The organism is Nocardioides sp., from assembly GCF_050246775.1.
Taxonomy (GTDB): Bacteria; Actinomycetota; Actinomycetes; order Propionibacteriales; family Nocardioidaceae; genus Nocardioides.
Map to the genome: position 1 here is coordinate 489,338 of NZ_JBFWVK010000002.1, position 19,970 is coordinate 509,307.

At 69.4% G+C, this 19,970-nt stretch carries 17 protein-coding genes; 4 read left to right on the forward strand and 13 right to left on the reverse strand.

The features are described from left to right. Window positions 1–13: 13 nt before the first annotated feature. Complete coding sequence (locus AB7I40_RS12175) at window positions 14–1,387, reverse strand: NAD(P)H-hydrate dehydratase (protein WP_428347738.1); 1,374 nt, start codon at window positions 1,385–1,387, stop codon at window positions 14–16. A 127-nt stretch (window positions 1,388–1,514) separates the two neighbouring features. Here AB7I40_RS12175 and AB7I40_RS12180 point away from each other — a divergent pair, with 127 nt between their 5' ends. After that, a complete protein-coding gene (locus AB7I40_RS12180; RefSeq protein ID WP_428347960.1) occupies window positions 1,515–2,849 on the forward strand; it encodes an HNH endonuclease signature motif containing protein in 1,335 nt (444 codons plus the stop codon). A gap of 10 nt (window positions 2,850–2,859) precedes the next feature. On the opposite strand, the gene AB7I40_RS12185 is transcribed toward AB7I40_RS12180, so the two are convergent. The 3 genes from AB7I40_RS12185 to glmS are packed head-to-tail and all read right to left on the reverse strand — an operon-like array spanning window position 2,860 to window position 5,764. Beyond that, complete coding sequence (locus AB7I40_RS12185; protein WP_428344669.1) at window positions 2,860–3,540, reverse strand: DUF5995 family protein; 681 nt, start codon at window positions 3,538–3,540, stop codon at window positions 2,860–2,862. 21 nt (window positions 3,541–3,561) lie between these two features. After that, entirely contained in the window at window positions 3,562–3,912 is a 351-nt protein-coding gene (locus tag AB7I40_RS12190) for a holo-ACP synthase (protein WP_428344670.1), read from the reverse strand. A 7-nt stretch (window positions 3,913–3,919) separates the two neighbouring features. After that, a complete protein-coding gene (glmS, locus tag AB7I40_RS12195) occupies window positions 3,920–5,764 on the reverse strand; it encodes a glutamine--fructose-6-phosphate transaminase (isomerizing) (protein ID WP_428344671.1) in 1,845 nt (614 codons plus the stop codon). Window positions 5,765–5,840: 76 nt separating this feature from the next. On the opposite strand from glmS, the gene coaA reads away from it, so the two are divergent. Continuing rightward, window positions 5,841–6,815, forward strand: a complete 975-nt coding sequence (gene coaA / locus AB7I40_RS12200) for a type I pantothenate kinase (RefSeq protein ID WP_428344672.1) — start codon at window positions 5,841–5,843, stop codon at window positions 6,813–6,815. On the opposite strand, the gene AB7I40_RS12205 is transcribed toward coaA, so the two are convergent. From AB7I40_RS12205 to rplM, 6 genes are read right to left on the reverse strand one after another with little or no spacing between them, the layout of a single operon-like run. Beyond that, the gene (locus AB7I40_RS12205; RefSeq protein ID WP_428344673.1) at window positions 6,791–8,341 is read right to left on the reverse strand and encodes a TerD family protein; all 1,551 of its coding nucleotides are present in this window, start codon (window positions 8,339–8,341) and stop codon (window positions 6,791–6,793) included. The two genes, coaA and AB7I40_RS12205, sit on opposite strands and share 25 nt — an antisense overlap. Next, the gene (locus AB7I40_RS12210) at window positions 8,338–9,582 is read right to left on the reverse strand and encodes a TerD family protein (RefSeq protein WP_428344674.1); all 1,245 of its coding nucleotides are present in this window, start codon (window positions 9,580–9,582) and stop codon (window positions 8,338–8,340) included. Before AB7I40_RS12210 ends, AB7I40_RS12205 begins: the two co-directional genes overlap by 4 nt. Before the next feature lie 31 nt (window positions 9,583–9,613). Then, window positions 9,614–10,657: a GNAT family N-acetyltransferase gene (locus tag AB7I40_RS12215; RefSeq protein ID WP_428344675.1), complete on the reverse strand. Its 1,044-nt coding sequence runs from the start codon at window positions 10,655–10,657 to the stop codon at window positions 9,614–9,616. A 52-nt stretch (window positions 10,658–10,709) separates the two neighbouring features. Continuing rightward, window positions 10,710–12,056, reverse strand: a complete 1,347-nt coding sequence (gene glmM / locus AB7I40_RS12220; protein WP_428344676.1) for a phosphoglucosamine mutase — start codon at window positions 12,054–12,056, stop codon at window positions 10,710–10,712. 15 nt (window positions 12,057–12,071) lie between these two features. Beyond that, window positions 12,072–12,590: a 30S ribosomal protein S9 gene (rpsI, locus tag AB7I40_RS12225; RefSeq protein ID WP_428344677.1), complete on the reverse strand. Its 519-nt coding sequence runs from the start codon at window positions 12,588–12,590 to the stop codon at window positions 12,072–12,074. A 30-nt stretch (window positions 12,591–12,620) separates the two neighbouring features. Continuing rightward, complete coding sequence (rplM, locus tag AB7I40_RS12230) at window positions 12,621–13,064, reverse strand: 50S ribosomal protein L13 (RefSeq protein WP_428344678.1); 444 nt, start codon at window positions 13,062–13,064, stop codon at window positions 12,621–12,623. Between the two features lie 209 nt (window positions 13,065–13,273). On the opposite strand from rplM, the gene AB7I40_RS12235 reads away from it, so the two are divergent. Further along, window positions 13,274–14,605 (forward strand): citrate synthase, encoded by a 1,332-nt coding sequence (locus tag AB7I40_RS12235; RefSeq protein WP_428344679.1) that lies wholly within the window; start codon window positions 13,274–13,276, stop codon window positions 14,603–14,605. A gap of 235 nt (window positions 14,606–14,840) precedes the next feature. Here the strand turns inward: AB7I40_RS12235 and AB7I40_RS12240 are convergent, their stop codons facing one another. After that, complete coding sequence (locus tag AB7I40_RS12240; RefSeq protein ID WP_428344680.1) at window positions 14,841–16,073, reverse strand: MFS transporter; 1,233 nt, start codon at window positions 16,071–16,073, stop codon at window positions 14,841–14,843. Between the two features lie 64 nt (window positions 16,074–16,137). On the opposite strand from AB7I40_RS12240, the gene AB7I40_RS12245 reads away from it, so the two are divergent. Then, window positions 16,138–16,656 (forward strand): MarR family winged helix-turn-helix transcriptional regulator, encoded by a 519-nt coding sequence (locus AB7I40_RS12245; RefSeq protein WP_428344681.1) that lies wholly within the window; start codon window positions 16,138–16,140, stop codon window positions 16,654–16,656. Here AB7I40_RS12245 and AB7I40_RS12250 read toward each other — a convergent pair. Together AB7I40_RS12250 and AB7I40_RS12255 are read right to left on the reverse strand one after the other, a co-directional pair. Beyond that, the gene (locus AB7I40_RS12250) at window positions 16,642–18,213 is read right to left on the reverse strand and encodes a long-chain-fatty-acid--CoA ligase (RefSeq protein ID WP_428344682.1); all 1,572 of its coding nucleotides are present in this window, start codon (window positions 18,211–18,213) and stop codon (window positions 16,642–16,644) included. The genes AB7I40_RS12245 and AB7I40_RS12250 overlap by 15 nt on opposite strands. A 40-nt stretch (window positions 18,214–18,253) precedes the next feature. Next, a complete protein-coding gene (locus AB7I40_RS12255) occupies window positions 18,254–19,948 on the reverse strand; it encodes an ABC-F family ATP-binding cassette domain-containing protein (protein WP_428344683.1) in 1,695 nt (564 codons plus the stop codon). Window positions 19,949–19,970 lie beyond the last annotated feature (22 nt).

A 19,970-nucleotide genomic window follows, 5' to 3' on the forward strand; every position in this document is an offset into this window, starting at 1 on the left:
GGTCCTGATTCTCTCAGGTCCCCGCGATCAGGGTGCGCACCGCCACCGGGATGGCCGCGGCGACCTGGTGCGCCAGCACCGGTCCACCGTCCGCAGCCATGGTGGCGGCCGCACCGTGCAGCCAGGACCCCACCGAGGCGGCATCGAACGGATCCAGGCCGGCAGCCGCGAGCACACCGATGAGCCCCGCCAGCACGTCTCCGGCACCGGCCGTGGCCAGCCAGGGCACACCGGTCGTCGTCACCCGCACGCGGCCGTCAGGCGCGGCGGTGAGGGTGTGACGACCCTTGAGTACGACGGTCGCAGCGAACCGCTCAGCAGCGATCCGGGCGTAACGGAGCTGGGAAGCCTCGATCTCGTGGCGCTCCACGCCGAGCATGCGGGCCAGCTCGCCGGCGTGCGGAGTGAGGATGACGGGCGGCGACAGAGGCCCCGAGACGTGAAGCAGGGCATCGGCGTCGATGACCGTCGCCACGCCCGCTTCGAGGCAGGCCGCCAGCGCCTGTGCGGCGCCGGCGCCGCCACCGCTGCCCACCACCCAGGCCTGGACCTGACCGTCTCCCACGACCTCGGGGTGGACCGTGCGGACGAGGTCGGCCACCTCTCCGTCGTAGCGCACCATGCCGACGAGCCCACAGTTGGCGCCGGCCACGCTGAGCAGGGCAGCCCCGGGATACTGCGCTGAACCGGAGCGGATGCCGACCACGCCGCGCGTGTACTTGTGGGCTGTGGCGGAAGGGCGCGGCAGCAGGTCGGTGACGTCGCTGGCCTGCAGAGCGGTCACGTCCGCTTGCGGCGGGTCCAGGCCGATGTCGACCAGGACGACCGTTCCGCAGGCACCGGCTGCCGGATCGACGAGGTGAGCCACCTTGTGGGTCCCCAGGGTCACGGTCACCGCGGCCTGCACGTGCGGTCCGTCGATCCGTCCGTCGTCGACCGAGACCCCGCTCGGGACGTCGACGGCCACGACGGGCACCCCGTCGACGTCGGCGAGCGCGGCGACCGCGTCCGGCCGGAGTCCGGGGTGGCCGCCGATCCCGACGATCCCGTCGAGGACGACGTCAGGTCGTCGGGACCGTTGATCGGCGATCCGGCCCCCGGCCTGCTGCAGGGCCGCCAGCCCCGCTGCGTGGGGTGCGCCGAGGAGGACGGCATCCACGGCGCAGCCACGTCGGGCGAGCAGCGCTCCGGCGTACAGCGCATCGCCGCCGTTGTCGCCGGTGCCGACCAGGAGGCGCACCCGCCGGCCGTAGACCGAGCCCAGCAGGTCGATGACCACGGCAGCGATGCCGGTGGCCGCCCTCGCCATCAGGGTGCCGTCGGGAACTTGCGCCAGCAGCTCGCCCTCGACCGCCCGGACCTGTTCGACGGTGTGTGCATGCTTCATGGAGCCAAACTACTGGCGTCGGGGTCTCACGCGGCCGCATCCACAGCAGCCGGCCTCCTCAAGCGCCTGTCCACAGATTGGTTTCGGGCTCTCGCTGTCGCACACCTGTTCGAATAAAATCACTGTCATGGAAAGTGTTGGCACCGTGCTTGAGACCCCGGCCCGGGTGCTGGACGCTGCTCGCGCGCAGCGTGCCGTCGCGGACCAGGCAGAGGCACGGATCCTGGCATTGGCCTGCGACTGGGCCGACCTGCACCCCGCCAGCCCGGGTGAGGCCGACGCCTTCGACGACCCCCATCTACCCGCTGTGGCCTGGGACGCCCCCGCCGAATTCGCCCTGGCCATCGGGACGACCCACGACGCCGGCGCCCGCCTGATCCACCAGGCCCTCGAGCTGCGCCACCGCCTGCCGCGCCTCTGGGCCCGGACCATGGCCGCCGGCACCCCCCACGGTCTCCAGAGCTGGCGAGCCCGCCGCATCGCCGAACACACCATCGCCCACCCCGACGACGTGGCCACCCACCTCGACGCCACTCTCGCACCGCTCGCCCACCAGGTCGGCCCCGTCACCACCCACCGCCTGCTCCACGAGACCCTCACCCGGCTCCACCCCGTCCAGAGCGTGGCCGAACACGACCAGGCCATGAACACCCGACATGCCACCATCCGCCCCTTGCCCCAACCCACCGGGATGGCCTATCTCGAGGCCACCGGCGACCTCAAGGACTTCCTCGACCTCAACCACACCCTCGCCACCATCGCCGCGATCCTCGCCACCCAGGGCAACACCGCGCCCCTCGACGTCCGCCGCTCCCAGGCCCTCGGCATCCTCGCCGACCCCCACCATGCCGCCCACCTCCTCACGACCACACCGGGCGCCCTCACCACCACCGACAGCGACAGCGGCCGACGACCGCGGCTGCGCAAACAACTCGTCCTCTACGTCCACCTCAGCCACACCGCGCTCGCCAACCCCCGGAGCGGCGCTGGCGCACTGGGCCGCTTGGAGAACCTGAGCCTGCCCGTCCTGAGCACGCAGATCCGCGACTGGTGCTCCCGCACCGACACCCACCTCACCGTCCAGCCCGTCATCGACCTCAACGACCACCTCGCCGTCGACCGCTACGAGATACCCGAGCGCCTTCACGAGCAGACGACCCTGCGCGAAGTGCACTGCGCCTTCCCCCGCTGCACCCGCCCCGCCCGCACCTGCGACCACGACCACACCGCACCCCATGCCCAAGGAGGCAGGACCTGCACCTGCAACCTCGCCCCTCTGTGCCGACGACACCACCGGCTCAAGACCCACACGCGCTGGACCTACACCACCCCTACCCCCGGCACCCACCACTGGACCACTCCTCACGGCCACACCTACCTCACCAACCCGACCGGCACCCACACCACCACTCAACCGCCACCCGCACCGCCACCCCGCGGCTGCTGGCACCCCGACGGCTGAGCGAGCCGAGTCAGCGACCTGTGGGGGTCAGCAGGGCTCGCGACGCCATGCCCACGGTGTGCCCGAGCCCGTCGAGGAACCGTCCGCGCAGGAGACGGGTGCTGCGCAGCGACCACAGCGTCTCCACGGTCACCCAGGAGAGATCGCGTGCCTTCTCGATGTTCCAGACGCTGAGCAGATGGACGAGCGGACCGATCCGGTCGTCGATCTCGTGACCGACCGAGTCCAGGAAGGAACGCCGCACCGATCCCTCCACCTGCGCGAGGACGTCGTTGACAGCCTCGTAGTCGCGGCGGAGTTCCTCGGGCGCGGTTCGGCGCGCCCGACAGGTCTCGACCACCGCGATCGGGAGGTCGTGCTCGATGTGGGAGTTCATGCCCGCCACGGCGTACTGGATGGGCAGGCAGGCAGCCCGTCGCCCTTCGAACAACGGCCGCCACGCCGCGGGCACCGCCGATCCAGCGGTGTCGGCGTCGTACGCCGCGAGCCACAGGTTCGCGAAACGTACGTCCAGTTCGGCCATCGTCGGCCCGTCGTGGAACGTGCTGGCCGTCGCCAACAACCCGGCGATCTGCTCGGTGACGGTGAGGTACATCCGGTTGAACACCGCAACACCGTCCTCAGGCGACAACCGGTCGTCGATCTCCCGCAACCGGGAGACGACGTCGGGCACCGTGGTCGGCAGACTCACCCTCCGAGTATGCCGCTCAGTTCAGCCCTCCAACACCACGATCGCCGAGGCGATCCCGGCATCGTGGGACAACGACAGGTGCACCGACCTCACCCCCAGCTCATCGGCGCGGGCACGCACCGTGCCGCGCAGCTCGAGCAGGGGCCGACCTGACGGTTCGGAGAAGACCTCAGCGTCGTGCCAGTGCAAGTTGCCTGGCGCCCCCAACGCCTTGGCCACCGCCTCCTTAGCCGCGAAGCGCGCAGCCAGCGAGGCCAGTTGACGCTTGGCCTCGGCAGGCGTGAACAACCGCTCGCTCAGCCCGGGCGTGCGCACCAGGGACTGCCCGAACCGCTCGATGTCCACGACGTCGATGCCGACTCCGATGATCATCGGGGGCTCATTCGACGGTGACCGACTTGGCCAGGTTGCGAGGCTGGTCGACGTCGTGACCCAGCGCCGTGGCCAGCTCGCAGGCGAAGAGCTGCAACGGAACGACAGCCACCAGCGGCTGCAACAACACCGGCACCGACGGCAACGGGATGAGCACGTCGGCGTACGGCGCGATCTTCTCGTCCCCCTCCTCAGCGATGCAGATCGTGTGAGCACCGCGCGCGCGCACCTCCTGGATGCCGCTGATCATCTTCTCGTGCAGCTGGTCGCGCCCCCGCGGCGGCACCACGCAGAGCACCGGCAGACCGGGTTCGATCAGGGCGATCGGTCCGTGCTTCAGCTCTCCTGCGGCGAACCCCTCCGCGTGCAGGTAGGCCAGCTCCTTGAGCTTCAATGCCCCCTCCATGGCCACCGGATAGCCCGCATGTCGACCCAGGAACAGCACGGACTTGGTGTCCACGTGCTGACGGGCGAGCGCGCAGATGAACTCGTCGTTGTCCAGCACGGTCTGGATGTGGGCGGGCATCGACTCGAGCTGGTCCATCACCTGCTCGATCTCGTCGCCGTAACGGGTGCCCTTGACCTGCGCCAGGTAGAGCGCCAACAGGTAGCAGGCAACCAGCTGGGTCAGGAACCCCTTCGTCGAGGCGACCCCGATCTCCGGCCCGGCGTGGGTGTAGATCACCGCATCGGACTCGCGCGGAATGGTCGAGCCATTGGTGTTGCAGATCGCCAGCACCTTGGAGCGCTGGGTGCGGGCGTGCCGGATCGCCTGCAGCGTGTCGGCCGTCTCCCCGCTCTGCGAGATCGCCACGACGAGCGTCTCGCGGGTCAGGATCGGATCACGGTAGCGGAACTCGGAGGCCAGCTCGACCTCCACCGGCACCCGCGTCCAGTGCTCGATCGCATACTTGGCCACCATGCCGGCGTAGAACGACGTACCGCAGGCGATGATGATGATCTTGTCGATGTCGCGCAGCTCGTCGTCGGAGAGTCGGACCTCGTCCAGGTGCAGGGCTCCCTGCGGCGTACGACGCCCCAGCAGCGAGTCGGCAACGGCGCGGGGCTGCTCGTAGATCTCCTTGCGCATGAACCAGTCGTGCCCGTCCTTCTCGGCGGCCGAGAGATCCCAGTCGACGTGATAGGGCCGTCCCTCGCTGGCCGAGCCGTCGAAGCCGGTGACCACGACCTCGGAGGCACTGATGGTGACGACCTGGTCCTGGCCCAGCTCGAGCGCATCACGGGTGTGCTCGATGAACGCGGCCACGTCGGAGCCCAGGAAGTTCTCGCCGGCACCCAGGCCCACCACCAGCGGGGAGTTGCGCCGGGCGGCGACCACCACCGACGGATCCTCCGCGTCGATGGCGACCAGGGTGAAGGCACCCTCCAGCTGCCGACAGACCGACTGCATGGCCGACGTCAGGTCGGCACCGGCGACCACGGCGCCCTCCAGCAGGTGCGCCGCGACCTCCGTGTCGGTCTCGGAGAGCAGCTCGTGACCGGCGGACTCCAGGGCGGCACGAAGCTCGGCGAAGTTCTCGATGATGCCGTTGTGCACCAGGGCCACCCGCCCGCTCGCGCCGAGATGCGGATGGGCGTTGCGGTCGTTCGGCGCTCCATGGGTGGCCCAGCGGGTGTGCCCGATGCCCGTGGTCGACGGTGGCAGGGGGTCCTCGACCATCGCCTTGTCAAGGTTGGCGAGCTTGCCGGCCTTCTTGTCCGAGGCGATCGCGCCGTCGCTGATGACCGCGATCCCGGCCGAGTCGTAGCCGCGGTACTCCAGCCGTCGCAGCCCCTCGATGACCACGTCTCGCGCCTGCTGCTGCCCTACATACCCGACGATTCCACACATGAGCCGGAGTCTAACGACGGGTTCGCTGCTGGGCCCCGCCGCCACGGAGCGGGCGGTGTGGGGAAGAATGCCCCGCATGCCCTCCACCGGGAACGGTTCCGCCGACCACTCCCGAGAACCCTCGCCGTACGTCGAGCTCGAGCGTGCGGCCTGGGCGGAGCTGGCCAAGACCACCGAGTCCCCGCTGTCGGCCGAGGAGATCGGCAGGCTGCGCGGCCTCGGTGACGAGCTCGACCTGCGCGAGGTGCTCGAGGTCTACCTGCCGCTGTCGCGGCTGCTCTCCATGTACGTCGAGGCCGCGAGCCTGCTGCACCGCAAGCAGGAGGAGTTCCTCGATCGGCCACAACCGCCGCGCACCCCGTTCGTGATCGGGATCGCCGGCTCCGTGGCCGTGGGCAAGTCGACCACCGCGCGCGTGCTCCAACAGATGCTGGCGCACTGGCCCGAGCACCCCAGCGTCGCCCTGGTGACCACCGACGGTTTCCTGCTGCCCAACGCCGAACTCGAACGGCGCGGCATCCTGGCCCGTAAAGGCTTCCCGGAGTCCTACGACCGCAAGGCCCTGCTGCGGTTCGTCATCGACATCAAGTCGGGCAAGGACGAGGTCGAGGCCCCGACGTACTCGCACCTGGTCTACGACGTGGTGCCCGACGAGAAGGTCGTCATCAAGCACCCCGACATCGTCATCATCGAGGGCCTCAACGTCCTGCAGCCCGCGCGGGTGCGCGAGGACGGCCGCACCGGCCTGGCGATCAGCGACTTCTTCGACTTCTCGGTCTTCGTGCACGCCGCCACGGGAGACATCAGACGGTGGTACGTCAACCGGTTCCTCCGGCTGCGCGAGACGGCGTTTCGCAACCCGGCGTCGTACTTCACCAAGTACGGCGACCTCACCCCGGCACAGGCGGTCGCCGAGGCCGAGCGGATCTGGGACACCATCAATGGCGTGAACCTGCAGCAGAACGTGCTGCCGACCCGCTCGCGCGCGACCCTGGTGCTGCGCAAGGATGCCGACCACTCGGTGCGCTACGTGCGCCTGCGCAAGTTGTAGGGATCGCTGCGCGTCAGAGCGAGCCGGTCGAGCACGTCATCGATGATCCGCGGATCAGTCGGCCCGGCGTCCGGCAGGAACGTCCAGTTGATCCCGGCGTAACCGTCCACGAGATCGCCACCGGGCACGCTCGTGACCCGCAGGAAGTAGTCGCGCAACCAGGCCAGCAGCGGCAGGTCGAGCGATTCGGCGTGGGTGCCGGTGACCATGAGGTGGACGCCGAGGCGCGGACCCTGTTCGATCACGGTGATGAGATGGCGCAACGTGCCCTCGTCGAGACCGGTGGGGAAGTCGGTGACCAGCAGCAACCGGTCGGCCTGGTGCCGGGGGTCGAGGGCGTCGAGACTGCCGGACGCCACGGCGGTCCCGAGCAGCTCCAGGTGATCGACCACCTCGGCCAGGACGGCCTGGGCCGCAGCCGCATCGGTGGCGGGCGGACTCTGCAGCAGCGCCTCGGGGATCCCGAGCGACCCTCGGGTGCCCCCGATGTCGACCACCGACACCCGCGTCAGGGCGGCCGCGGTCGCGGCCAGCAGCCTCGTGGCGGCGGTCCGCAACACACGAGTCGCCTCGTCCGCCCCGGCATCCACCTCGATCCAGAGGGGGCGTCCCATCGGCAGCGCCACCAGGAACGGCATCGCGAACAGCGGTGCGTCCGGGAGGGCGAGTCCTCCCACCCGCAGGCCGTGATGCATCTGCTCGGGCGGTTGCCACTCGGTCCAGGACCTCTCGCCCCATCGCGCCAGCGGCGCCGGCAGCTCGGACTCGAAGGTCTCCAGCTCGGCCTGCAGTTGGGCGAGGTCGGCGCGATGACGCTCCTGTGCCTCCCGCACCATCGCGTCATGCCGCAGTTGTGCCTCACGCCGGGCCGTGTCCCCGCGCTCCCCCAGCCGCAGGGCCGGATCGGCCACGATCTGCTCCTGCTCGCTCTCCCAGCGCTGTCGTGCGAAGTCGCGCGTGGAGCCCAGCGACGCGGTGGTGCGCGAGGCGTCCTCCAGGATCATCCGGTTCTGGCGCAGCAGGTCCTCGTAGGAGCGCCCCTGCGACGGGGCGACGGTGTCCTCCCGCTCCACCAGACCGTGCACCCGGAAGGCCTCGTCGAGCCCACCGGCGTACCCCTGGCCAACGGCGCGTACCTTCCACGCCCCGTCCCTGCGATACACCTCCGCGAGGACCACGGCCGACCCGGGTGGCACCACCGGGTTGAAGTCGGCAAGGACCTCGCCCGACGCAGCGACCAGCTGCAGGGTCACGGGGCGCCCGGTCGCTGCGCTGGCGACCCACAGCACCCGTTCCACGTCGGCATCGAGGCCGGTCAGGTCGACGGTGACGCCCTCCGGCGGACCGCTGAGCCACTCCACCCCGCTGCGCGCAGGATGATCCCGGTCCACCAGGTCAGCCGCAGACCGCACCCGGTAGCCGGCTCCCAGCACCAGGGCCCGCACGCTGACGCTCGGATCATCGAGGTACGCCGTGACCCGCAGCTCGGGCCACGGCAGGTTCTGGCCCGCGACGAGGTGGATCACAGGTAGCGACTCAGGTGCTGCACCGCCTCGGTGGGCACCCGGGCGGAGATGCCCTCACCGATGGCCTGGAACTTCCAGTTGCCGGCTTCTCGGTAGAGCTTGGCCATCACCAGCCCGGTGAACGGCATCCCGCCGGCCAACGCGAACCTGGCCAGCTCCCCGTCCTGGTGGTCGACCAAGCGGCAGAACGCGTTGTCGACCTGCTCGAAGGTCTGGCCCTGATAGCTGGTGACGATGAAGACGACGGTGTCGATGTGCACCGGGATGCGGGTCAGGTCGACCGCGACCACCTCGTCGTCGCCGTCCCCCTGCCCGGTGAGGTTGTCACCCATGTGCTGGATCGAGCCGTCTCGCGTGCGCAGGTTGTTGTAGAACGCCATGTCCGCGACCTGACCGCCGGCGAACAGCACCGCCGTCGCGTCCAGGTCGATGTCGACCTCGCGACTGCCGAAGAAGCCGCTCTTCTTGATCGGGTCCCACCCCAGCCCCATCCGCACCAGCGTGAGGGCCTGGCCGCCGTTCTTGGTGAGGGTCACCTTCTGGCCCTTGGCCAGCGACACAGGCTTGCCCTTGACCAGGCTCACCTCGCCAGTCACAGCAGCGGGAGCCGCGGCCGGTGGCGGAGGCGGAGGCGGAGGCGTCGCCTGTGCCGGAGGCGGCGGCGGAGGCGGAGGAGGCGGCGGAGGCGCTGCCGCGGCCGGCGGTGGTGGTGGCGGCGGCGGGGCGGCGGGAGCTGGCGTGTCGTCCACCGAGACCCCGTGGTCGGTGATGAGGTCGGCGAGTCCGCCGGCGTAGCCCTGTCCGATGGCCCGCAGCTTCCACGTCGCGTCGCGGCGGTAGAACTCCAGGGCGACCACGATGACCTCGCGATCGAGGTCGACCATCGTGAACTCGGCCACCGGCGCACCGGCGGCGTCCACCACGCGGGCCACTGGCTGTCCGACCTGGCCGAAGACCTTCCCCCCGTCGTCCAGCGAACTCACCACGCGGACCGCGTGCACGTCGGCGGGGACCTGGGCGAGATCGATACGGATCTGCCACGGCTGGCCGCCGTTCGGGGGGACGCAGGTGACCCCGGGGCCGGTGGGCTGGTTGTAGAACACGAAATCAGCGTCCGTGCGCACCTTGCCCGCCTGGGTCACGAGCAGGGCGGACAGGTCGGCGGCTGCCGCCACGTCGACGGTGACCGTCACGCTGGTCGCCGTCAGGGGCGCATTTCCGCCCTTGGTCAACTGGATCACCGGGGCTCCTTCGATGTCGGTGCCCCTGAACCTACCGGGTCAGCCCAACGTCGGTCAGACGCTTCTGGAACTCGCCGAGACGTTCCACCGGCTGGAATCCCATACGGTCGTTGACGGCGATCATGTGGGCGTTGACCTCCGCGTTGTACGTCGACAACAGTCGAGCGTCGGAGCGCTGCGACTGCAGGAAGCGCAGGTTGGCCGCCTTCACCGCCAGACCCAGCCGGTGCCCTCGGTGATCGGAGCGCACCAGGGTGCCCCACTGGTAGACCTTGCCGGGATCCTCCTCGGGCATCACCAGGTCGCTGTAGGCCACCGCCGTGCCGTCGGGCGCGATCGCCAGGGTCGTGTAGCGGCGCCGGTGCTGACGAGCCATCAGCGCCTCGTTGTCCCGGATGTCCTCGACGTCTGCCGCGGGTGTCTCGAGGTCCAGCTCACCCATCGGCGCGTCCGTCACGATGGCAGCGTCGAGCTCGGCGTAGGCCTGCACGTGCTCGTCCGGTAGGCGCCCCACGCAGGACACCAGGGAGTACGCCGTGTGGTGGGGAGCTGCCTCGTCGAGCAGCCCGGCGAGGATCTCGTCGGCGATCGGCAGCGAGACGACACGCTTCACGTCGGCGAGCCCGAACGTGAAGCCCTGCGAGGTCAGGAAGTCCGGACCGGGATGGCCGGAGCCATCGGGAGGGGCGTCGTAGGGGTAGGCGGCCTCGGTGATCAGCTTGGAGCGCCCGATCACCCGCATCTCGTCCTCGAGATGGGCGAGCATCCGGGCGGCGTAGCCGCGCCTGCGGTGCTCGGGGTGGGTGTGGATCACCACCTCGGCAAGGTCGAGGTTGTCCAGCAGCGGCAGCCACACCTCCGCGGCCGTTGCCACGGCGCCGTCGACCAGGAGGGAGTAGGTGAGCGTGTCTCGACCCTTCAACGTGCTCTGCTTGTCGACCCGGGACTCCTCGAGCATCCACGGGGTGGCGTGCTCCTCGCGGCCGAAGCGGTCGGCCGCGAACTGGGTCGCGTGCCAGGCGTCGAACGCGACGTCGTCGAACGGGTCGACGCGGAGGATCTCGATGGTGGTCACGAACAGTCAGGGTAGGCACCCGGCCGACCCTGCCGCGACCCAATTACGGGCCCTACAGCGTCAGCTGGCGGCGTACGACCTCGGCCAGTCGCTCAGCCACGGCGCGCGCCTGGTCGGCGCTGACCGCCTCGACCATCACCCGGACCAGGGGCTCGGTGCCCGAGGGGCGCAACAGCACTCGCCCGGAGTCGCCGAGCTCGGCCTCCTCCTCTGCCACGGCCGCCGCGAGGACCGCGTCGTCGTCGGTGCGCGCCTTGTCGACACCGGGGACGTTGACCAGCACCTGGGGCAGACGTGTCATCACCGACGCCAGCTTCTGCAGGCTCTGGCCGGTGGTGGCCATCCGCTCCAGCACCTGGAGGGCGGTGAGGACCCCGTCGCCGGTGGTGGCGTGCTCGCTGAGGATGACGTGGCCCGACTGCTCACCACCGAGGGTGTAGCCCGACACCTTCATCGCCTCCAGGACGTAGCGGTCGCCGACCTTGGTCTGGCGCACCCCCACCCCGTTGGCCTTCATGGCCTGGACGAAACCCAGGTTGCTCATCACGGTGGCCACGACGGTGTCCTTGGCCAGATGGCCGGACTCCTTCAGCGACAGTGCCAGGATGGCCAGGATCTGGTCACCGTCGACGACATTGCCCTCATGGTCGACCGCCAGGCACCGGTCGGCGTCACCGTCGAGGGCGAAGCCCACGTCGGCCCCGTCCTTGAGCACGGCGGCCTGCAGCGGGCCGAGGTGGGTGGAGCCGCAACCGTCGTTGATGTTGAGGCCGTCTGGCTGGGAGTGGATCGCGGTCACGTCGGCGCCGGCGTCGGCCAACGCCTTGGGTCCGGCCTCCCAGGCCGCCCCTTCGGCGCAGTCGATGACCACCCGGATGCCGGCCAAGGGGTGCTCGATGCTGCGCACCAGATGGGCTGCATACTCGTCGATGCCGGAGGGGTACGCCGTGACCGTGCCGACGGCGCCGCCGGTCGGGCGCTCCCAGTCCTCCCCCATCCGCCGTTCGATGGCGATCTCGACGACGTCGTCGAGCTTGACCCCGCCTCGAGCCAGGAACTTGATCCCGTTGTCGGGCATCGGGTTGTGCGACGCGGAGAGCATCACCCCGAGGTCGGCGCCCAAGGTGCCGGTGAGGTAGGCGACGCCGGGAGTCGGGAGGATGCCGAGCAGGAGTACGTCGACCCCTGCCGAGGCGAGGCCGGCCACGACCGCGGCCTCGAGGAACTGCCCGGAGATCCGGGTGTCACGGCCGACGACGGCCAGGGGCCGGTGCCCCGCGAACTCGCCGCGGTCGGCGAGGACATGGGCTGCAGCAACGGAAAGGTCCAGGGCCAGCTCCGCGGTCAGATGACCGTTGGCCAGGCCCCGGACCCCGTCCGTGCCGAAAAGTCGCGTCATGCGAGACGCTGCTGACTATCGCTTGCTGAACTGCGGCGCCTTGCGGGCCTTCTTGAGTCCGGCCTTCTTGCGCTCGATGACGCGAGCGTCGCGGGTGAGCAGACCGGCCTTCTTCAGCGATGCGCGGTTGGCGTCGATGTCGATGGCGTTGAGGCAGCGGGCCACGCCGAGACGCAGGGCGCCGGCCTGACCGGTGATGCCGCCACCGTGGATCCGGGCGATCACGTCGAAGCGGTCCTCCAGGTCGGTGGTCACGAAGGGCTCGTTGACGACCTGCTGGTGGAGCTTGTTCGGGAAGTAGGAGTCCAGGGTGCGACCGTTGACGCGCCACTGACCGGTGCCGGGCACGAGGCGGACGCGAGCGACGGCCTCCTTGCGGCGACCGGTGGCGTTCATCGGGGCGATCGTCGCCGCACGCAGCGGGGCGTCGGCAGCCGGGGCACTCTCGGAGCTGTAGGCAACGCCAGCCTCGTCGACCTCGAAGGTCTCCTCGGTGTCACCAGCCAGGTTGTCGGTCTCGGTGGTCTCAGCCACGGGGTTCCTCACTCAAACTTTCTTCGCGGATTACTGGGAGATCTGGGAGATCTCGAACGGGATGGCCTGCTGGGCCTGGTGCGGGTGCTCCGGGCCGGAGTAGACCTTGAGCTTCGTCAGCAGCTGACGACCGAGACGGTTCTTGGGGAGCATGCCCCAGACGGCCTTCTCGATGGCCTTGCGGGCGTCCTTCTCGAGCAGCTCGCCGATCGGCGTGGCGGTGAGACCACCCGGGTAGCCCGAGTGACGGTAGGCCATCTTGGTCTTCGCCTTGTCACCGGACAGGGCGACCTTCTCGGCGTTGACGATGATGACGAAGTCGCCGGTGTCCATGTGCGGGGCGAACATCGCCTTGTGCTTGCCGCGCAGGAGGTTGGCGGTCTGCACAGCGAGGCGACCGAGGACGACGTCGGTGGCATCGATGACGTGCCACTCGCGCTGAATGTCAGCGGGCTTCGGGCTGTACGTACGCACGGTGATAAGCCAACTTCCTGAGGTTCGTGATGAGTGAACCGGGGGGATCCCCGGTTCGGGGCCAGCCGCGACAACATCCGTCGGCAGGCGCAGCGCCCGAGTTTACGCGGGCGCTCAGGCGACAGTCAAAACGGACCCGGTTTCCCAGCTTTCGCCAAAGCGGTCTAGGTTTGTTGCGACCTAACTTCACAGTAACGCAAGGAGCCGACGTGACCGACGTACAGGCCTCTCCTGGCGCACAAGCTGCATCCGGCAGTGCGTCGCTGACCGTTCGTGACAACCGCACAGGCAACGAATACGACGTCCCGATCGTCGACGGCACCATCAAGGCCGCCGACATCGGGAAGATCCGCACCGACGAGGAGACGCCCGGCCTGGCCGTCTACGACCCCGGATTCGTCAACACCGCCTCGTGCCGCAGCGCCGTCACCTTCATCGATGGTGACAAGGGGATTCTCGAGTACCGCGGCTACCCCATCGAGCAGCTGGCCGAGAAGTCGACCTTCCTCGAGGTCGCCTACCTGTTGATCCACGGCACGCTCCCGACCAAGGTCGAGTACGACGCCTGGGTGCACGAGATCACCTACCACACGTTCGTGCACGAGAACGTGAAGACCTTCATGCAGGGCTTCCGCTACGACGCCCACCCGATGGGCATGCTGATGGCCTCGGTGGGCGCGCTCTCGACGTTCTACCCCGACGCCCGCAACATCGGGGACCCGGACAACCGGCACATGCAGATCGTGCGGATGATCGCGAAGATGCCGACCCTGGGCGCCTGGGCGTTCCGCCACGCACAGGGCAAGCCCTACGTCTATCCCGACAACGAGCTCGGCTACACCGCCAACTTCTTGTCGATGCTGTTCAAGATGAGTGAGAAGCGCTTCGACGCCGACCCCCGTCTGGTCAAGGCCCTCGACGTGCTGTTCATCCTGCACGCCGACCACGAGCAGAACTGCTCGACCAACGCGGTGCGCTCGGTCGGATCGTCGCAGGTCGACCCCTACTCGGCCGTCGCGGCCGGTGTGGGGGCCCTCTACGGCCCGCTGCACGGCGGAGCCAACGAGGCGGTGCTGCGGATGCTGCGCCGCATCGGCACCAAGGAGAACATCCCGGCGTTCATCGAGGGCGTGAAGAACGGCAACGAGAAGCTCATGGGCTTCGGACACCGCGTCTACAAGAACTTCGACCCGCGCGCGACCATCATCAAGAAGGCCTGCGACGACGTCTTCGAGGTCACCGGGGTCAACCCGCTCCTCTCGATCGCCAAGGAGCTGGAGAAGATCGCGCTGGAGGACGAGTACTTCGTCAAGCGCAAGCTCTACCCCAACGTGGACTTCTACTCCGGCCTCATCTACGAGGCCTTCCAGTTCCCGCCCGAGATGTTCACCGTGCTCTTCGCCATCGGCCGTACGCCGGGCTGGTTGGCGCAGTGGCTCGAGCTGGTCCAGGACAAGGAGCAGAAGATCGCGCGTCCCAAGCAGATCTACACCGGCGACCGCACCCTCGACTTCAAGTCGCAGGCCGAGCGCTGGGCCTGATCCACTGGCTCGTCGAACGCCGCTCCCGGATCGTCGGGGGCGGCGTTCGGTGCATTTCGGTGTATCTGGATGTCCACTTTGTCCTCATCGTCGGCATGAGTAGAACACCGCACCCGTTGGCGGCCTGGGTCCAGATGCAGGTCGAGCCCCAACGAGAGAACCAGTTGAGTCCCCGTCGCAGCGGCGGCCGAGGCCGTCGTACCCTGCGTCGTCGCCCGCGCACGTCGCAGCCGAGCTAGACCGCAGCCGGCTCGTCCGCGTGCCGCTCGAGGCGTCGGACCTCCGGGACGGCGAACGCGGCCGCGACGCTGATGAGGATCACCGTGCCCACCACGACCAGCCAGGACCGGTAGCCGACGGCAGTGGCGATCGGCCCGGTGAGGGCCAGACCGACCGGTCTCGCGATGAACGAGCCGATCATGTCGAAGGAGTAGACCCGGCTGAGCTTGTCGGGTTCGACGTTCTGCAGGATCGACAGGTCCCAGCCGACGCTGAAGATCTCCAGCCCGAAGCCGTGCAGGAAGGCCCCGGCGAGCACCACCGCCAGGGCTCCCGACCCGCCCGTGGCGCTCCAGGCCATCGCGAACGGGAAGCACGCGGTCAGGGCGAGGAACCAGGTGCCGACGAACAGCGCCCGGCGCGGCTTCCAGCGCAGCATCAGCAGACCACCTGCCACGAAGCCCGTCATCATCGCCGACAACGCCCACCCCCAGGCGGGCCGGCCGAGGGCGTCGCCGACCACGATCGGCCCGAGCACACCCTGGGCGCCGCCGTAGAACAGGTGGTAGAGCAGCGCCTGGAGGATCAGGATCCACAACCAGGTGTGGCGCATCACCTCGCGGAAGCCGGCGCCGACCTCGTTGAACATCCCCGAGCTCGCCGACACCGCGAGCGCGGGCACCCGGATCCGCGAGAAGCAGCCGGCGGCGACGGCGAAGGTGATGGCGTCCAGCGCCAGCGCCCAGCCACTGCCGGCCACCGCGACCAGGATCCCGGCAACGCCCGAGCCCACGATCATCGCCACGTTCTGGCTGAGGCGGCGCCAGGCGATCGCCTGGCGGAGGTGGACCTCGGGAACCGTCTGCACCGTGATGGCCGAGGAGCTGGGGCCGCCGAGCGCACCCAGAGCCCCGTTGAGCATGCCGATCACGGCCAGCAGTGGGATGCTCCCCCACCCACCGATCAGGGACGCGGCAGCCACCCCCTGGGCCACGGCCGCGGCGGCCGAGGCGCCCTGCATCAGGACCGCGCGCGGCAGTCGGTCGCCCAGGACTCCACCGAAGAGCACCGCGGCGACGTCGGCCAGTGCGTAGAGCCCCACGACGATGCCCAGGTCGGAGGCACTGCCGCCCAGGTCGAGCACCGCGAATGCCAGGGCGATGGGGGCGATGCCGTTGCCCAGGCTGCTGGTGCTGGTGCCCAGGACCAGCCACCGGAACGGCGCATGGTGGAGCGGGCTCACCTTCATGGCAGCAATCTATTTCGTCAGCGAACAGTTCGTCAACGAAATATCGTGCCCTAGACTCGGCACCATGCCGAAGGATGCCGCCGATCTGCACGTCGAGCGCTGGCGAGACAGCTTCATCGACCTCACCTTCGACGACGAGGTGGAGGCGATGACCGTCCGAGTGGGTCAGGTGGTGCGGCACCTCAGGGCGGCCACCCGGCTCGCCCTGGCCGAGACCGGCCTGCAGGACTTCGAGTACGAGACCCTCCATCACCTCATGATCCGCGACACTCCCGGCCACGCCTCACCGGGCACGCTCGCCGCCGATCTGGGGCTCTCCAACGCCGGCATGACCGGACGCCTCGAGGGCCTGGAGACCAAGGGCTGGGTCAAGCGCATCCCCGGCATCACGGACCGGCGGCGCGTCGACGTCGAGATCACCCGCGAGGGCGCACGCATCTGGCGCGAGGCCCTGGCCATCCGCGGCGCCGCCGAGGACGACCTCGCGGCGGCGCTCACGCGCAAGGAGCTGGCCACGCTCAACCGGATGCTCAAGAAGCTGACCCTCCACATCGAGGCGGGAGCCGGCTCAGACGACCGCTGAGTCGCGACCCTCCCAGTAGGGGCGACGCAGCTCACGCTTGAGGATCTTGCCGGTCGGGTTGCGCGGCAGCGCCTCGAGCACGTCGACCGACTTCGGGCACTTGAAGCCCGCCAAGGACTCCCGGCACCAGTCGATCAGCTCCGACTCCGTGGCACTCGCACCGGCATGCAGGCTGACGACCGCCTTGACCGCCTCGCCCCACCGGTCATCCGGCACGCCGATGATCGCGACCTCCATGACCGCCGGGTGCTCGGCCAGGACCCGCTCGACCTCGGGCGAGTAGATGTTCTCCCCACCCGAGATGATCAGGTCCTTGATCCGGTCCTGGACGAACACGAAGCCCTCGTCGTCGACGCGCCCCACGTCACCGGTGCGGAACCAACCGTCAGACGTGATGACCTTGGCGGTCTCCTCGGGCTGGTGGAGGAAGCCCTTCATCAGCTGGGGGGTGCGCAACCAGATCTCGCCGTGCTCACCCACCGGCAGGTCCTGCAGCGTGACCGGGTCGACGATGCGCAGCTCGCAGCCGGGCAGCGGTTGCCCGGCCGAGACGAGCCGTTCGGGGTGCCCTGGGTCCCGATGCGCCGCGGGGAGCAGATGGGTGGCCACGCCGGCCACCTCCGTCAGCCCGTACACATGGATGAAGTCGGTCGCCGGCCACGCCTGCATCGCGGCCCGCAGCAGCGGGGCCGGCATCGGTGCGGCGCCGTACGTGTAGGTCTTCAGGCGGCCGAAGAGCTGGACCGCCTCGGGGCCCGACTGCAGCACCTGCGCGAGCACCGCCGGGACCAGGAAGGTCCGGTTGGCGCCCTTCAGGATGGCGCCGGCCAGCGAGGCACCGTCCGGGTCACGCGTCATCACGCTGGGGATGCCGTCGTACAGGCCGAACATGACGTACGACGTCCCGCCGACGTGGAACAGCGGCATCGACACCATCGACTTGTCGCCGGGATCGAACCCCCAGCCCTCGTGGGCGTTGATGGTGTGGGCGACCATGTTGCGATGCGTCAGCATCACCCCCTTGGGTCGGCCGGTGGTGCCGGAGGAGTACATCACCAGGCACACGTCGTCCGGCTCGACCTCGGGTTGCCTGGGCGTCGGTTCGCTGCGAGCCAGCCACGCCTCGTACTCATCGCCCTCGGCCCCGTCGGGCGTGACGGTGATGACCTGCTCGACGCTGCCCAGCCGGTCGCGGATCCGGTCGATGGTGGGCATCAGCTCGACGCCCACGAAGAGCACCCTGGCGCCGGAGTCGTTGACCGCGAAGTCGACCTCGTCGCCTGCCGAGCGCCAGTTGACGATGGCGTTCGCGGCCCCCACGGAGGCCGCGGCGTGAGTGATCTCGACACAGGCGGGGTGGTTCTTGTCCAGGAAGGCCACCGTGTCGCCGCGCGAGATCCCGAGGGCCCGCAGTCCCCCAGCTGCGCGGCGTACCCGGTCGTTCCACTGCGCCCACGTCCAGGTGCGGTCGCCGTAGGTCATCGCCTCGGCGTCGGGCGTGTGCTGCGCCCACCAGTCCAGGCGCTCGTCGATGAAGCTCGGTTCAGGTGCGCTCATGATGCTGATTGTGGCCCAGGTCACACCCGGCGTCGACCTGTCATCGAGCGCGGACGACCCGGCCCTCGTCCCAGACCGGTCCGTCCGACTCGTAGACCGAACCGTCAGCGCCGTACACCAGGAACCGGTCGAAGCCCCGGGCGAACCAGCGGTCGTGCGTGACCGCGAGGACCGTCCCGGAGAAGGCGGCCAGCCCGTCCTCCAACGCCTCGGCGGACTGGACGTCCAGGTTGTCGGTGGGTTCGTCGAGCAGCAGCAGAGTGGCGCCGGAGAGCTCCAGCAGCAGGATCTGGAAGCGTGCCTGCTGGCCTCCCGAGAGCGACTCGAACTTCTGCTCCGCGGCGTGCGCCAGCTCGTAGCGGTCCAGCACCCGAGCCGCCTGTTCGCGCCCCATCCCGTCGCGCCCGTTGACCGAGCCGTCGCCTCGGTGGAGCACCTCCACCAGCGTGCGCCCGAGCAGTTCGGGATGGTCGTGGGTCTGCACGAACCAGCCGGGCCGGACCCGGGCACCGAGCTTGGCCTTGCCGGTGTGCGGCACCGGCGCGACCGGGACCTCGCCGACGGGCTGGTGCTCGACGTCCGGGTCGCTCCCGCCAGCGGCCAGCAGCCGCAGGAAGTGCGACTTGCCCGAGCCGTTGGAGCCCAGCACGGCGACCCGTTCGCCGTACCAGACCTCGAGGTCGAAGGGCTTCATGAGACCGGTCAGCTCCAGGTCGGTGCAGACCACCGAGCGCTTGCCGGTGCGCCCACCCTTGAGGCGCATGGTGACCTGCTGCTCGCGCGGCTGCTCGGTCGGCGGGCCCTTCTCCTCGAACTTGCGCAGCCGGGTCTGGGCGGCGCGGTACTGCGAGGCCAGGCCGTCGTTGTACTCGGCCTTGATCTTGTAGCGCAGCACCAGCGCCTTGAGCTTCGCGTGCTCCTCGTCCCATCGGCGCCGAAGCTCCTCGAACCGCTCGAAGCGGTCCTTGCGTGCCTGGTGGTACGACGCGAAGCCACCCGGGTGGGTCCACACGGAGTTGCCCGCACTGCCGAGCTCCACGGTGACGACCCGGGTGGCGGTGTTGTCCAGCAGCTCGCGGTCGTGGCTGATGAAGAGGATCGTCTTGTCCGACTCGTTGATCCGCTGCTCGAGCCAGATCTTGCCCGGCACGTCGAGGAAGTTGTCGGGCTCGTCGAGCAGCAGCACCTGGTCGGGTCCGCGCAGCAGGAACTCCAGCACCAGCCGCTTCTGCTCGCCTCCCGACAGTGTGCGCAACTCGCGGTACTTCGCCCGGTCGTAGGCCACCCCGAGGCCGGCCATGGTGCAGACGTCCCAGGTGACCTCGATGTCGTAGCCACCGGCGTCGGTGAACTCCGAGAGCGCGTGCGCGTAGCGCATCTGGGTCTTCTCGTCGTCGGACTCCATGAGGGCGAGCTCGCAGCGCTCGACCTCCGCTGCCGCGGCACGCACCCGGGGTGGGGCCACGGACAGCAGCAGGTCCGCGACGGTGGGGTCCTCCCCCAGCCCCGCATTGACCATCTGGCGCATCACGCCCAGCCCTCCGGACCGGGTGACGACCCCGGCATGCGGGGTGAGGTCACCGGTGATGATGCGCAGCAGGGTCGTCTTGCCCGCGCCGTTGGCACCGACGAGCGCGACCTTGGCTCCCTCGCCGACCCGGAACGAGATGTCGTCGAGCAACACCCGTCCGTCGGGCAGCTCGTAACGCACTCCGGCGACATCCACGTGACCCACGACCCCATTGTCGCTGCCGAGG

What these genes read in the sequence shown, in the direction of transcription:
- AB7I40_RS12175 (WP_428347738.1), bottom strand. Translation starts at nt 1,387, where the DNA reads ATGAAGCATGCACACACCGTCGAACAGGTCCGGGCGGTCGAGGGCGAG.
- AB7I40_RS12180 (WP_428347960.1), top strand. Translation starts at nt 1,515, where the DNA reads ATGGAAAGTGTTGGCACCGTGCTTGAGACCCCGGCCCGGGTGCTGGAC.
- AB7I40_RS12190 (WP_428344670.1), bottom strand. Translation starts at nt 3,912, where the DNA reads ATGATCATCGGAGTCGGCATCGACGTCGTGGACATCGAGCGGTTCGGG.
- glmS (WP_428344671.1), bottom strand. Translation starts at nt 5,764, where the DNA reads ATGTGTGGAATCGTCGGGTATGTAGGGCAGCAGCAGGCGCGAGACGTG.
- coaA (WP_428344672.1), top strand. Translation starts at nt 5,841, where the DNA reads ATGCCCTCCACCGGGAACGGTTCCGCCGACCACTCCCGAGAACCCTCG.
- glmM (WP_428344676.1), bottom strand. Translation starts at nt 12,056, where the DNA reads ATGACGCGACTTTTCGGCACGGACGGGGTCCGGGGCCTGGCCAACGGT.
- AB7I40_RS12240 (WP_428344680.1), bottom strand. Translation starts at nt 16,073, where the DNA reads ATGAAGGTGAGCCCGCTCCACCATGCGCCGTTCCGGTGGCTGGTCCTG.
- AB7I40_RS12245 (WP_428344681.1), top strand. Translation starts at nt 16,138, where the DNA reads ATGCCGAAGGATGCCGCCGATCTGCACGTCGAGCGCTGGCGAGACAGC.
- AB7I40_RS12250 (WP_428344682.1), bottom strand. Translation starts at nt 18,213, where the DNA reads ATGAGCGCACCTGAACCGAGCTTCATCGACGAGCGCCTGGACTGGTGG.